The sequence below is a fragment of the Streptomyces sp. ICC1 genome (assembly GCF_003287935.1).
GTDB classification, from domain to species: Bacteria; Actinomycetota; Actinomycetes; order Streptomycetales; family Streptomycetaceae; genus Streptomyces; species Streptomyces tritrimontium.
The window spans coordinates 6,418,623-6,431,521 of the sequence record NZ_CP030287.1; the positions used below are offsets into that span (position 1 = coordinate 6,418,623).

The 12,899-nt window shown below is 75.1% G+C and carries 12 protein-coding genes and 1 pseudogene; 8 read left to right on the forward strand and 5 right to left on the reverse strand.

Annotated elements, in window-relative coordinates; translation table 11 throughout:
* The first annotated feature begins 70 nt into the window (after nt 1-70).
* From DRB96_RS30155 to DRB96_RS30165, 3 genes are read left to right on the forward strand one after another with little or no spacing between them, the layout of a single operon-like run.
* Nucleotides 71-1,312 (forward strand): serpin family protein, encoded by a 1,242-nt coding sequence (locus DRB96_RS30155; RefSeq protein WP_112451311.1) that lies wholly within the window; start codon nt 71-73, stop codon nt 1,310-1,312.
* 38 nt (nt 1,313-1,350) lie between these two features.
* The gene (locus tag DRB96_RS30160; RefSeq protein ID WP_112453853.1) at nt 1,351-2,556 is read left to right on the forward strand and encodes a serpin family protein; all 1,206 of its coding nucleotides are present in this window, start codon (nt 1,351-1,353) and stop codon (nt 2,554-2,556) included.
* Nucleotides 2,556-3,455 carry an aldo/keto reductase gene (locus tag DRB96_RS30165; RefSeq protein ID WP_112451312.1) on the forward strand — a complete coding sequence of 300 codons (900 nt, stop codon included), beginning with the start codon at nt 2,556-2,558 and terminating at the stop codon, nt 3,453-3,455. The genes DRB96_RS30160 and DRB96_RS30165 overlap by 1 nt, the downstream gene beginning before the upstream one ends.
* Here the strand turns inward: DRB96_RS30165 and DRB96_RS30170 are convergent.
* Both DRB96_RS30170 and DRB96_RS30175 read right to left on the reverse strand, forming a co-directional pair.
* Complete coding sequence (locus DRB96_RS30170; RefSeq protein WP_112451313.1) at nt 3,433-4,476, reverse strand: sugar kinase; 1,044 nt, start codon at nt 4,474-4,476, stop codon at nt 3,433-3,435. The two genes, DRB96_RS30165 and DRB96_RS30170, sit on opposite strands and share 23 nt — an antisense overlap.
* On the reverse strand, nt 4,473-5,117 hold the full coding sequence (locus DRB96_RS30175) for a bifunctional 4-hydroxy-2-oxoglutarate aldolase/2-dehydro-3-deoxy-phosphogluconate aldolase (protein ID WP_239517780.1): 645 nt from the start codon (nt 5,115-5,117) through the stop codon (nt 4,473-4,475). Before DRB96_RS30175 ends, DRB96_RS30170 begins: the two co-directional genes overlap by 4 nt.
* A 92-nt stretch (nt 5,118-5,209) precedes the next feature.
* On the opposite strand from DRB96_RS30175, the gene DRB96_RS30180 reads away from it, so the two are divergent.
* Nucleotides 5,210-6,004 carry an IclR family transcriptional regulator gene (locus DRB96_RS30180; protein WP_112451315.1) on the forward strand — a complete coding sequence of 265 codons (795 nt, stop codon included), beginning with the start codon at nt 5,210-5,212 and terminating at the stop codon, nt 6,002-6,004.
* 98 nt (nt 6,005-6,102) lie between these two features.
* Here the strand turns inward: DRB96_RS30180 and DRB96_RS30185 are convergent, their stop codons facing one another.
* Complete coding sequence (locus DRB96_RS30185; protein ID WP_162688871.1) at nt 6,103-8,232, reverse strand: tetratricopeptide repeat protein; 2,130 nt, start codon at nt 8,230-8,232, stop codon at nt 6,103-6,105.
* 191 nt (nt 8,233-8,423) lie between these two features.
* Nucleotides 8,424-9,467 carry a S66 peptidase family protein gene (locus DRB96_RS30190; protein ID WP_112451317.1) on the reverse strand — a complete coding sequence of 348 codons (1,044 nt, stop codon included), beginning with the start codon at nt 9,465-9,467 and terminating at the stop codon, nt 8,424-8,426.
* Between the two features lie 168 nt (nt 9,468-9,635).
* Between DRB96_RS30190 and DRB96_RS30195 the strand changes: the two genes are divergently transcribed.
* The 4 genes and pseudogenes from DRB96_RS30195 to DRB96_RS45145 all read left to right on the forward strand — a co-directional run bounded on the left by DRB96_RS30195 (nt 9,636) and on the right by DRB96_RS45145 (nt 12,580).
* Complete coding sequence (locus DRB96_RS30195; RefSeq protein WP_112451318.1) at nt 9,636-10,133, forward strand: helix-turn-helix domain-containing protein; 498 nt, start codon at nt 9,636-9,638, stop codon at nt 10,131-10,133.
* On the forward strand, nt 10,126-10,533 hold the full coding sequence (locus DRB96_RS30200) for a DUF4180 domain-containing protein (RefSeq protein ID WP_112451319.1): 408 nt from the start codon (nt 10,126-10,128) through the stop codon (nt 10,531-10,533). Before DRB96_RS30195 ends, DRB96_RS30200 begins: the two co-directional genes overlap by 8 nt.
* A 75-nt stretch (nt 10,534-10,608) precedes the next feature.
* Nucleotides 10,609-11,097, forward strand: a pseudogene (locus DRB96_RS46375) (sigma-70 family RNA polymerase sigma factor); the annotation flags it as partial.
* A gap of 769 nt (nt 11,098-11,866) precedes the next feature.
* Nucleotides 11,867-12,580 (forward strand): hypothetical protein, encoded by a 714-nt coding sequence (locus DRB96_RS45145; protein ID WP_239516469.1) that lies wholly within the window; start codon nt 11,867-11,869, stop codon nt 12,578-12,580.
* A 64-nt stretch (nt 12,581-12,644) separates the two neighbouring features.
* Here the strand turns inward: DRB96_RS45145 and DRB96_RS30215 are convergent, their stop codons facing one another.
* Nucleotides 12,645-12,881 (reverse strand): LapA family protein, encoded by a 237-nt coding sequence (locus DRB96_RS30215; RefSeq protein ID WP_112451321.1) that lies wholly within the window; start codon nt 12,879-12,881, stop codon nt 12,645-12,647.
* Nucleotides 12,882-12,899 lie beyond the last annotated feature (18 nt).

Consider the following 12,899-nt stretch of genomic DNA (forward strand, 5'->3'; position numbering starts at 1 on the left):
CCCGAACAGCGCCGCCGGGACGAGGAAAACGACCCGTCCCGGCGGCGCCCCAACCCGTACGCTGCCGCCCATGAAGTTCGCGACGGTTCGGGCGGTCAACTCACTCACCACGCGCTGGGCCGGGCACGCGACCCCGGACGGCACTGGGACGGTGTTCACAGCCGTCGGAGTGTGGCCGCTGCTGGCCCTCCTCGCCGACGGCGCCGAAGGCCCGGCCCGCACCGAGTTGGAGCAGGCCCTCGGGATACCCGCCGACACGGCCGCCGACGCCGCACGCGAACTGCTGGCCGCACTGGACGACGTACGGGGCCTGCGCGCGGCCACCGGACTGTGGACCCGCCGGGACCTCAGCCTGGAGGACCGGTGGTCGGCCGGGCTCCCCGCCGGCACGCGGAGCGCCCTGACCGGTGACGAGGACCACGACCGCGAGGCCCTGGACGCCTGGGCCGCCGACCGCACCGACGGCCTCATCGAGAAGATGCCGGTCGACCGCGACGAGGACACGCGCTTCGTGCTCGCCTCCGCGCTGGCGCTGCGCCTGCGGTGGATCCGGCCCTTCGCTCCCTGGAGGACGCGCGTCGAGGAAGGCCCGTGGGCCGAAAGGCCGTTGCAAGGCCTGTTCCGCAGCACGTCCCTCCTCGACCGGGCCCGCGTGGCGCAGGCGCCGACCGGGCCCGTGACCGTGCTGGAAGTGGTGGGCGACGGCGGCGTGGACGTCCACCTCGTCCTCGGCGAGCCGCAGGCCCCGCCGGGCGAGACCCTCCGGGCCGGCCTGGCGGCCGTCACCCGGACCATCCCCTCGACGGGCGCGAGCCTGCTCCCCGAGGGGAACCCGGGCCCGGGCCTGCACATCGAGCAAGTGCTCTCGGCCGACCGCCGACACCGGCTGAACATCGAGACGGTGGCCTTCGAGGTGCAGGCGGAGCACGACCTCCTCGATCACCCTCGGCTGTTCGGGCTGGAGAGCGCCGCGGACTCCCGCCGGGGCCACTTCCCGGGAATCAGCGCCGATCCGCTTGCCCTCGGCTCGGCCCGGCAGACGGCCGTGGCCCGGTTCCACGCGGAGGGCTTCGAAGCGGCGGCCGTGACCGCGCTCGGCGCGGTCGGTGGCGCCGCGCCGCGGCTGAAGTACCGGGTCCGGCGGGCCGAAGTGGCCTTCCACCGGCCCTTCGGCTTCCTCGCCGTCCACCGGACCTCCCGCTTGGTCCTCGCCGCGGGCTGGGTGGCGGAACCCCTCGCGCACGAGGAGCGGGACCACGCGGCGGAGGAAGCCGAGGCGTGGGCGAACCTCGAATCGGAGGACTGGAGTTGAGGCGGTTCCGGGCCGCCCCGCGCCGTACGCTCCCCGCCGTGCGGAAATCGACGGTGGAGGCGGTCAACCGCCTGACGGCGCGGTGGGCGGCGAACCGGCCGGAGGGAGCGTCGGAGCCCGCGGACCCGGCCGGGGGCACCGTGTTCACGGCCGCCGGGGTGTGGCCGCTGCTGGCCCTCCTCGCCGACGGCGCCGAAGGCCCGGCCCGCACCGAGTTGGAGCAGGCCCTCGGGATACCCGCCGACACGGCCGCCGACGCCGCGCGCGAACTGCTGGCCGCACTGGACGGCGTACGGGGCCTGCGCGCGGCCACCGGACTGTGGACCCGCCGGGACCTCCCGCTGGAAGAGCGGTGGTCGGCCGGGCTCCCGGAGGGGGCCCACCGCGCCCTGACCGGCGACCCGGGCACCGACCGCGAGGCCCTGGACGCCTGGGCCGCCGACCGCACCGACGGCCTGATCGACACGATGCCGGCGGCGGTGGACCGGCGGACCGACCTGGTCCTCGCCTCCGCGCTCGCGCTGCGCCTGACCTGGGAGGAGCCCTTCGCGGAACGGCCCGTCCCGGCTCCGCACGGACCCTGGAACGGGCTCCGGCTGCGCGGACTGACCGTCACCCACGCCTTCCCCGACCGCATCCGGGTGGCCCGGGGCCCCTGCGGACCGGTGACCCTGCCCGCCGTGCCCGGCGCACCGGGCAGCTCCGGCGCGGACGTGCACCTGCTGCTCGGTGAACCGGGCGCCCCGCCGGCGGACGTGCTGACGACCGGGATCGCCGAGGTCACCGGCGCTCTGGCCTCGTCGACCGCGAGCGAGCTCCCCGACGGTGACGCGGGACCGGGGCTCTCGCTCCGCACGGTGGACTCCGCCCGCCCCGAACCCGTGGTCCGGATCGACACGGTGGCCTTCGAGATCCGCGCCGAGCACGACCTGCTGCGCCACCCCGGCCTGTTCGGGTTGCGGACGGCCGCCGAAGGCCCCGGGCACTTCCCCGGCATCTCCGCGGCTCCCCTCGGTGTCGGTTCGGCCCGCCAGTCGGCCATGGCCCGGTTCCACGCGGAAGGCTTCGAGGCCGCGGCCGTCACCGCCGTGACCATGTACCGCGGCGGGCCGAGGCGCTCGCCGTACCGGGTCCGCCGGGCCGAGTTCGGCGTCTCGCGGCCCTTCGGGTTCCTCGCCGTCGACCGGGGCTCCGGCCTGGTGCTCTTCGCGGGCTGGGTCACCGACCCGGCTACCCTCACCTGATGACATCCCACAAGATCACCCCGGACGGGACCACCGCGGACCGCTCCGGCACCTGGCGGCTCGGCGACCTCACCGTCCGCCGCGTCGGCTTCGGCGCGATGCGGCTCACCCACCTCGCCGACGGCTCCCCCAGCGACCGGGACCGGGTGACGGGCGTCCTGCGGCGGGCGGTCGAGCTGGGGGTCAACCACATCGACACGGCGGCGTTCTACTTCTCCCCGACCCGCTCCGCCAACGAGCTGATCAACCGGGCCCTCGCCCCCTACGCCGACGACCTGGTGATCACCACCAAGGTCGGGCCGGGCCGCGACGCCGCCGGCGACTGGTGGTGGGCCACCCCCGAACAGCTGCGCGGGCAGGTCGAGGAGAACCTGCGCCAGCTGGGCCGCGACCACCTGGACGTGGTCAACCTGCGCGTCCCGCGCCAGGCGGAGACCGGTTCGATCGCCGAGCACTTCGGGGCGCTCGCGGAACTGCGCACGGCCGGGCTGATCAGGCACCTCGGCGTGTCCAACGTACGGCCCGACCACCTCGTCGAGGCGCGCGCCATCGCGCCCGTGGTGTGCGTGCAGAACGCCTACGGGATCGGCTCCCCGGCCGAGGAGCACGCCTTCCTCGACGCGTGCGGCGAACAGGGCATCGCCTTCGTCCCCTTCTTCGCGATCGCGGGCGCCGGCAAGGAGGCCGGGGTGGTCGCCGAGGACGGTACGGCGGTGCGCGACCTCGCGCGGGCCCGCGGAATCTCCCCGGCCCAGCTGCGCCTGGCGTGGACACTGAGCCGGGGCCCGCACGTCCTGGCCATCCCGGGCACCGGAAACCCGGACCACCTGCTGGAGAACATCGCGGCCGGGTCCCTGCGCCTGTCGGCCGAGGAGATCAAACTCCTCGAAGCGGCATAGCCTGCCGGTCCGGGCCGGGCGCCGCGCTCGGCCGGTTCTGCGGCCGGGCACGGTGGGCCGCGGCCAGGGTTGCCGTCGCGGCGAAGGCGGGGACGTGGCCCGTGCCGCCGCGGCCGGAGACCGAGAGGGAGGCGGCCGCCATTCCGTACGCGACGGCCTCCGCGAGGCTGTCGCCCAGGGCGAGCCGGGCCGTGGCGGTGCCGGTGAAGCAGTCTCCGGCGCCGGTCGCGTCGACGGGGTCGGGGTTGACGGGAACGGGCAGGTACACCGCCCCCGCGTCCCCGGCCGTTCCGTCGGCCAGGAGCAGCCGGTCGGCGCCCGCCGTGACCACGACGCTGCGGGCGCCCAGCGCCCGGTAGCGGGCGGCCGCTTCGGCCGGGTCGTCGGTGCCCACCAGGGCCAGCGCGTCGGCCGGGCACGAGGTCTTCAGCAGCCCGGCCAGCGGGGCGACACGGGCCAGCAGCTCCCGCGCCTCGCCCCGACCGGTGAGGCGGGAGCGGAAGTTGGGGTCGTAGGAGAGGTGTCCGCCGGACTCGTGCACCGTCTGCGCCGCGGCCAGTACGGCGTCCCGGCTGCTCGGCGACAGCGCACCGGTGATGCCGCTCGTGATGAGGGCCTTGCAGCCGGTCAGCAGGTCCCGCCAGGACTCCACGTGCTCCGCCGAGAGCGTCGAACCGGCGCTGCCGGTGCGCCAGTACACGAAGTCGCGGTCGCCCTCGGTGTCGGCGGAGATCAGGTACGCGCCGTTCGGGCGCGGGGAGCGGCGTACGTGCGAGACGTCCACGCCGAGCTCGGTGGCGCGGGCCAGCAGCGGGGCGCTCAGCTCGTCCCCGCCGACGACCGCGAGCAGGGCGGTGCGGGCTCCGGCGGCGACGGCGGCCGCCGCGGCGTTGAGCGCGTCGCCCGAGTAGGAGATGCGGGCGGGGGTGCCGTCGGCGGCGTCCCGCAGGGCCGTGCCGGCATGGATCTCGACGAGGACCTCCCCGAGGACCAGGACGTCGTACCCCCCGGTCCCCGTCACGGCCGGGCCCCCGTACCGGCGCAGGCGCCGCAGCAGGGCCGGGCCAGGTCGGCGAAGACGGCTGCCAGCTCGGCCGGGTCGGCGGGCAGGCCGTTGCCCACGCCGACGGCCGCGGCGCCGGCGGCGAGCCACTCCCGGACCTCGCCCGGAGCGATGCCGCCGGTCGGGATGATCAGGGCGTCGGGCAGGACCGCCTTGAGGGAGCGGATGAACCCGGGCCCTCCCACGTGCGCGGGGAAGACCTTCGCGGCGCCGGCGGACCGGGCGGCGCGGGCGATCTCGCCGGGGGTGAAGCCGCCTTCGATGAAGACCGCCCCGCGCGCCTCGGCGACCTCGCGGACCTCGGGAGCCGGGTAGGGGGAGACGAGGAAGGCGGCGCCCGCGCCGAGGGCGGTCTCCGCGGCCTCCGCGGTGGTGACGGTGCCGACTCCGATGAGCGCGGGGCGGCCGTGCGCGTCGGTGAGCGGGGCCGTGCGCGCGACGGCCTCGGCCCAGCCGGGTATGGAAGTGGTCAGCTCGACCGCGCGGCAGCCGGCGGCGAGCAGGGCGGTGGTGTGGCGGAGGGCCTCGTCGGCGTCGGCGTCGCGCAGGACCGGCAGCAGGCCCTGCGCGGTGATGACGGCGTACGGATGGCAGGACACAGAACCCTCCATTTGTTCCACGTAGTGGAACTTGGTATCGTGTACCGGAACTTCTGGTGCAGACCTTACCCATCGATGGAGATCACGTGCCCATGACGGAGAACCCCGGGACCGAAGAGGCCGGTGGTGCCGCGCGCGGCGGCCGCACCTCCACGGCGGGCACGGCGCTGGAGAAGTCGATGCGGATCCTGGAGGCGGTCGCCGCGCCGGGCGGCCCGCACCGGCTCACCGGCGTGGCGGCGGCGGCCGCGGTGCCCAAGTCGAGCACCTACCGCATCCTGGCCTCACTGATCGAGCAGGGCTTCGTACGCTCCGAAGCCGAGAGCCGCTACGGCGTGGGCCCTCGGCTGCGCGGGCTGTCCGCCCTGGTCAGCGGTGGGGAGCCGGCCGGTGTCGAGCAGATCCTGCGCGAGCTCCAGCAGTCCACCGGGCAGGCGGTCCACCTGGCCCTGCACAGCGGCGAGACCATCACCTACATCCGGAAGCTGGAGAGCGACCAACCGTTCCGGACCGCCTCGCGGATCGGCATGCGGATGCCCCTGCACACGACCGCGATCGGCAAGTGCATCCTGGCGCACCTGCCGCGGGCCGAGGTCCGCGAGCTCCTCTCCGCCGCCGGCCTGCCGCGCCGGACGCCGAACACGATCACCGGCGCGGAGGCGCTGGAGGCCGAGCTGGCGTCGGTGCGGGAGCGGGGGTTCGCACTGGACGACGAGGAGAACGAGCCCACCATCCGCTGCATCGGCGCCGTGATCCTCGGACCGACGGGCCTCCCGGTCGGCGGGGTCAGCGTCACCACCGTCACCTTCCTGGTCTCCCGCGAGGAGATCGAGGCCTACGCCCCCGCGCTGCGCTCGGCCGCGCTGGCGCTGACCCCGCTGCTCTGACCCCGCCGCTCCGACTCCACCCGCCTCGCGGCTCGCGCGGCTCGCGGCTTACGGGTCCTCCTGCCTTACGGGTCCCGCGCCTTACGGGTCCTCCTGCCTTACGGGTCCTCCCGCCCGGCCTCGTCCGCCAGCCGGGCCAGCAGCTCGCGGCCGGTCCGCAGGTGCCGGTGTCCCGGCTCCAGGACGGACCGCGCCCGGACCAGCGCGCCGGTCAGCAGTACGCGGGCCTCGGCGGTGCGGCCCTGGGCGGTCAGGGCCCGGGCCCACTCCAGCCGGGAGTAGAACACGTGCGGGTGGTCCGCGCCGAGCACCCGGGTCCGGTCGGCGGTGAGCCCCGCCCAGGCCTCCGCCGCTTCGGCTGCGCGCCCGGCGCGGGCGGCCAGCGCAGCCCGGCTCCCCCGGATGGCGAGGGTGTGCGGATCGTCCGGTCCGATTCCCTCGGCGGCTTCGGCCTCGGCGAGCAGCTCCGCCAACCTCCGCTCCGCGTCGGCCGGATCGCCCGGCCGGAACCAGATCAGGCTGCGCCGGGTCGCCAGCACCTGCGGATGGCCGGGACCTTGTACGCGCAGCCGGTCCGCGAGCAGGTCCTCCAACTGGCGTGCCGCCGCGCGGGGATCTCCGGCCTCCCCGGTGAAGTAGGCCAGCTGGTGGCGGGCCGCCAGGGTGTCCGGATGGTCGGGCCCCAGCACCTCCCCCACGTCGGCGAGCAGCTCCGTGAACCGGGCCGCGGCTGCCCTCAGGTTGCCGGACTCGCCGACGAAGAAGGCGAGTTGGTGGCGGGCGGCCAGCGTGTCGGGGTGCCTGGGGCCGAGCCGGTCCGTACGCCGGCGGGTGATCCCGGCGAGGTCCGCGGCGGCCCGGTTCGGCTTCCCGGAGTCCCCGATCGCGATGGCCAGTGGCAGTTCGGCTCCGGGGACTCCGCCGCGCGCGGCGAGGTCGAGGGCCTCGACGGCCCGCGCGAGGCGGCCGTCCTGGTGGGCGGCGAGGCCCATGTCGTAGGCGTCGACGGGCTCCACCCGGGCGAGTAGCCCGCGCCACAGGTGATCGGGAACGGGTCCGCGGCCCGGCGCGTTCAACAGGTAGTCGAACGCGGTGAATCCGGCTCCGTAGTTGCCGATCAGCAGCCCGCTCGTGGCGTATGCGGCCGCGCAGGCCCAGTCCATGGCCTGCGCGAAGGGCTCGGGCTGGAGGTCGCCGCCGCCCCTGGCCGCCAGGTAGGGGGCGTGCAGCTCGCGCAGCCACTCGCGGCTGACCGGGCGGCGCAGTCCGGCCCGGCGGCAGTCCACCGCCGCCGCGACCACGGCGGCGCCGCGCGGATTGGCGCCCGGAGCCCAGCCGTTCTCCCAGGAGGCCAGCAGCTCGGGACCGGCCGCCAGCACTTCGGCGACCCCGAACCGCTCCCCCGCGCGCAGGGCGGCGCCGATCCGCGGATCGCCCTCGTACGCCCGCGCCCGGCGGCGCTCGCGCGCGGACCAGTGCCGGGGCAGCCGGATGACGGCGGCCTGCTGGAGCAGATCGCGCTGGGCCCGCCAGGCGTCCCGGTCGGAGCCGGTGAGCCGACTCTCCTCGCGGGCGTCGTAGCGGCGGTATTCCTGGACCCGGATCGTCGCGATCGTCACCGCCTTCCCCAGGGTGGCCAGTTGGGCGGCGGTGAGGCCGCCCGCGCCGAGGTGGTCCTCGAGGTCGTCCAGCCAGAGCACGGCGCGGCGCCGCCGCGCGGCGATCCGTACCGCCTCGGGCAGCGCGGAGCGGGAGAGGGGGCGGACGAAGGCGTGCCGGGGGTAGCGGGTGCGGGCCACCTCGTAGGCGAGCCGGGTCTTTCCGGCGGTGGACTCGCCGACCACGAGGACGAAGCGGGCCCGGTCCAGGGCGGAACGCAGCATCGGTTCGGCGTCGCGCTCGATGTACGCGGGCGGCGTGCCCGGGGCGGCCTCGGCCGGGTGGACTCCGGCCAGTTCGGGCCGGTCCACGTCCCGCAGCAGCGGGATCCGGCCGGCCGCCGTGCGCAGCACCTCCCCCGCGGCCCGGGCGTCGGCGCCTTCATCCGGCTGCAACCGCTCGGCCACCAGCCCGGACAGCGCGGTGACGGCCGCGCCGATGCCGACGGCCCAGGGCCCCGATGTCCAGACCGCCGCCAGTGCCACCGCAGCAGCGCCGAGCCCGACCGCGCCGAGGTATCCGGCCCAGCCCCGGGCCCGGCCGGATCCCCGTAAGAGCAACGCCGACATGCCGCCCCCAACACGTCCCGTGGGAGGACCATTGTCACCCCGGACCCGGATCCGGCTACCCCAACGGACGGACGGGAACGCGGTGTTCGTCAGGTGGCGCGAGTCGGTCGCGCCGGTCGGCGGCCCCTGCGGACGGTGTCCGCAGATGGGGTCAGCGGGTGGAGTCGGCGGGTGGAGTCGGGCAGGTGGAGTCAGTACGTGACGAAGATCCGGCGGGCCGGGCCGTCCACCCGGACGCGGCCCCCGACGGGGATCACCACCTGGGGGTCGGTGTGGCCGAGGTCCACGTCGAAGACGGCCATGGTGTCGGGGGCGTACTCGCCCAGGGCCCGCAGGACGGCCTCGCGCTGCTCGCGGCGGTGCCGGATCCGCTCTTCGGGCCCGAGCCGGTTCTCGAAGGACCAGCTCTTCGCCCGGCCCATGAGCAGGGCCGGGAACTCGCGCAGCAGTCCGCGCTCCCCCATGCAGCGCAGGATGCGGTAGACCTCCTCGGCCCGCGGCATCTCCTCCGAGGTCTCCAGGAAGAGCACGCTGCCGGCGTGGGCCCGCGGGGTCCGCGCCACGCGGTCGGCCATCAGCAGCCAGGACAGGATCTCCAGGTTGCCGCCCCAGGCGGCGCCCTCGGCCACCCGGTCGCCCTGGTGCCAGGTCCAGCCCTCCGAGGGCTCCAGTTCCGGTTCTGCGTCGAAGGTGCGCGGGTCGTCCCAGGGGCCGTTGACGTCCCCGCTGGCCGTGGCGGGGGTGAGCTCGTACTCGCCCGGGGTGAACAGGGCCGCGCGCAGGGAGTCCGCGGTCAGCGGGTGCATCGCGCCGGGCCGGCCGAGCTCGACCATCACCGAGCCGCCGTGGTAGGCGACCATCCCCAGGTCCCGGAGGAAGAGCAGCAGGTTGATGTTGTCGCTGTAGCCGAAGAAGGGCTTCGGGTTGGCGCGCAGCAGGTCGGCGTCGAGGTGCGGGATCACGGCGATCTGGTCGTCGCCGCCGATGCTGGCGATCACGGCCTTGATCTCGGGGTCCGCGAAGGCCGCGTGGATGTCCGCGGCCCGCTCCTCGGGCGTGGCGCCCATCTTCCGGGTCGTCGGGTACTCCACCGGCTTCAGGCCGAACTCCTCGCCGAGCCTGCGCAGCCCCAGCTCGTAGGGCTGGGGGAAGAGCGCGGGCAGGCCGGCCGAAGGGGAGAGCACGGCGATGCGGTCGCCGGGGCGGGGCTTGGCCGGGTGGAGCGGATCTGTCATCGGGCCAGCGTAGGAGTGCCGCGTCCCTTCGCCGAAACGATTTCTCCGGAGCGCACCGATGCCCCCGGCCGCATCCGCCAACCCCCACCGCTCCCCGCCACTCCTCATCACTCCTTATTTGCAGCTATCACTCCTCATCTTCCACTCGATGGGGTAGTATTAGGCACTATGCAGAATGAGGGGCAGGAGCTGTACTCGGTCGGCGAAGTCGCCGAGCGGCTGGGGCTGCACGTGCGGACCGTCCGGAACTACGTCCGCGACGGCCGGCTCAAGGCCGTCCGGATCGGCAAGCAGTACCGGATCAGCCGCGAGGACTTCGAAGCCCTGACCAGCGGCCCCACGGACACGGGAACCGGCACGGACAGCGGCGCCGACACCGGCGCTGACGCGCGCCCGGCGCGCCGGCACCTGGAGGTGTCGAGCATCGTGCAGATCGACTCGATCGGTCCCGACGCCGCGCACCGGCTCGCCACCCTCGTCACGGCGAGCGCGCAGTCCCCCCGCGACACCCCCGATCCGCTGCGCCTGCAGACGGTCTACGACAAGGAGCGGGCCCGTATGAAGATCGTGATCCTCGGCGACGCCGCCACCACGGCCGATCTGCTGCACCTGGTCGACGGCGCGCTCGGACCGGGCAACGGCATGGGGGAGGCCCGCCGTGGCTGACCTCATCGTGGAGCACCACGGCGTACCCGTGCTCGTCTGCGCCGCCGACGGGCCTCCCGTCGCCGGCGAGCAGGACGCGCTCGACCACCTGATCGGCGGGGCCTTCCACCGGACCGACATCGTGGCCGTTCCGGCGGAGCGGCTCGACGCCCGCTTCTTCGACCTCAGCACCGGCCTCGCCGGGGCGATCATGCAGAAGTTCGTGAACTACCGGGTCCGGCTGGTGGTCATCGGGGACATCTCGCACCACCTGCGGGCGAGCTCCGCCCTGCCCGACCTCGTGCGGGAATCGAACCGGGGCACGCACATCTGGTTCCTGCCCGACCTCGACGCCCTGGCCGCCCGTCTCGCCCCGGACGCGGGTCCCGATCACACCGCTTCTGATTCATACTCCGGATAAGTGTTATCGGAGTCCCTCTCGACGGTCTCCCAGGTATTGGGCATCATCGACCGCCGGTACGGACAGGGACTTCACATGAGCACTCAGCACACGGCAGCGCTGGTCGCGGCGGCGCGCGCCGGCGACCCCCGGGCGCAAGACGACCTGGTCAGCGCCTATCTGCCGCTCGTCTACAACATCGTCGGGCGGGCCCTGAACGGGTCCGTGGACGTGGATGACGTGGTGCAGGACACGATGCTGCGGGCACTCGACGGGCTGGGCGGCCTGCGCGACGACACCAGCTTCCGCTCCTGGCTGGTGGCGATCGCCATGAACCGCGTCCGCGCCCACTGGCAGGCCCGCCGCAGCGCTCCCGGCGAGAGCGGCCTGGAGGCCGCCTGGGAGCTGGCCGATCCCGGCGCCGATTTCGTGGACCTGACCGTCGTACGGCTCAACCTGGAGGGCCAGCGGCGCGAGACGGCCCGCGCCACCCGCTGGCTGGAGCCCGAGGACCGGGCGCTGCTGTCGCTGTGGTGGCTGGAGTGCGCCGGGGAGCTCACGCGCACGGAGATGGCCGCGGCGCTGGAGCTGTCCCCGCAGCACGCGGCGGTACGGGTGCAGCGGATGAAGGCGCAGCTGGAGTCGGCCCGGGTGGTGGAGCGGGCGCTGGAGGCCCAGCCGCCCTGCGAGGGCCTGCGGTCGGTGGCGGGGGGCTGGGACGGCGTCCCCTCGGTGCTGTGGCGCAAGCGAATAGCCAGGCACGCCCGTGAGTGCCTGCGCTGCTCCGGGCTGTGGACCGGCCTGCTCCCGGCCGAGGGACTGCTCGCCGGGCTGGCGCTCGTGCCGGTCTCGGTGGCGCTGTTCGCGGCGGTACGGTCGGCCGCCGGCCCCGGCTTCGTCCCCGCCGGCCAGGCTGTCGACGCGTGGGGGTACTCCCCCGACCAGGCGGGCGGCCAGGGCCTGCCGGACGGCCCGGGCCTGCCCGGCGAGGCCGCCGGCTTCGGCTCCGGGGCCCACGGCACCGTCACCCACCTCTCCCCGGCGGGCGGCTCCGGCACGGGCTCCGGTGCCGATACCGGCACCGGCACCGGCTCAAGCACTGGCACTGGCACTGGCACTGGCACTGGCACCGGATCCGGTCGCGCCTCGCTGCGCAAGGACCGCCGGGCCCGCGGCCGCCGCCGGGTGGTCGGCGGCGCCGTGATCGCCGCCTGTGTCGCCGGCGGCGGGCTGGGCTACCTGGCCACCCGCCCCGGCACCGCCGTGCCCGAGGCCCCGCCGGCCGGCGGAACCCCGGCGGAACCCCGGCGAAAACCCTCATCGTTCCAGGCCGGTGCTGTGGCAGGATCCCGATGTGATCATCACCCCGAACACCGAAGAGCTCCTTCTCGCGGCCGCCCACAACAACGCCGCGTGGTGCGCGGCGGTCAGCCGCGACGGCGGGTTCAGCGCCGAGGCCTGGAGCAGTCCGCGCCCCACCCCGCCCTACTATCCGGACGCCGTGACCCTCACCCGGGACACCGACGCGGCCGCGCTGGTCGCCGGGATCGACACCGCCTCGCAGCGCGCCTCCGTCAAGGACAGCTTCGCCTCGCTCGACCTGGCTCCGGCGGGCTTCGAGGTCCTCTTCGGCGCCGAGTGGATCCACCGCCCGGCGGGTGCTCCCGGCGCCGCCCCGGCCCTGGAGTGGAGCCGGGTCGCCGGCCCCGCCGAGCTGGAGGCGTGGGAGAGCGCCTGGGACGGCGAGGAGAGCACCGGACTGTTCCACCCGGAGCTGCTGACCGGGCACTCCGGGGACATCGCCTTCCTCGCGGGCCGGGACACCGAGGGCCGGATCGTCGCGGGCGCCGCCGCCAACCGAACCGGTGAACTCGTGGGAGTCTCCAACGTGTTCTGCGCCGAGGGGACCCCGGACGACGAGGCCTGGGCGGGCGCGCTGACCCTGATCGCCTCGCTCTGGCCCGGTCTGGCGGTCGTCGGCTACGAGTCCGGCGACGACCTCGACACGGCGCTGCGCCACGGCTTCGCCGCCATCGGCCCGCTCCGGGTCTGGCTCCAGGCGGGCTGACCGGCCCGGCGCCGCGGGCGAGGCCGGGCGCGGGCGGGATCGGGCGCGGGTGCTGCCGGACCCGCTACCTGCGCCGCCGCGCCAGATAGGCCCCGCACAGCCCGCCCAGTACCGCCGCGATCAGGAGGGCGACGTACAGGGGCATCGTCACCTGCGGGATCAGCAGCCGGATCTTGGTCGAGCGGGTGTTCTCGAAGATGAACACCAGCGTGAGCACCGCGATCACGGCGATCCCGGCGCGGCCCGGCGTGATCGGCCCGCGCCCCTTGGATCGGCCCTTGGACGCATGAGGGGTGGTCATGCCCCCATCGTCCGCCCC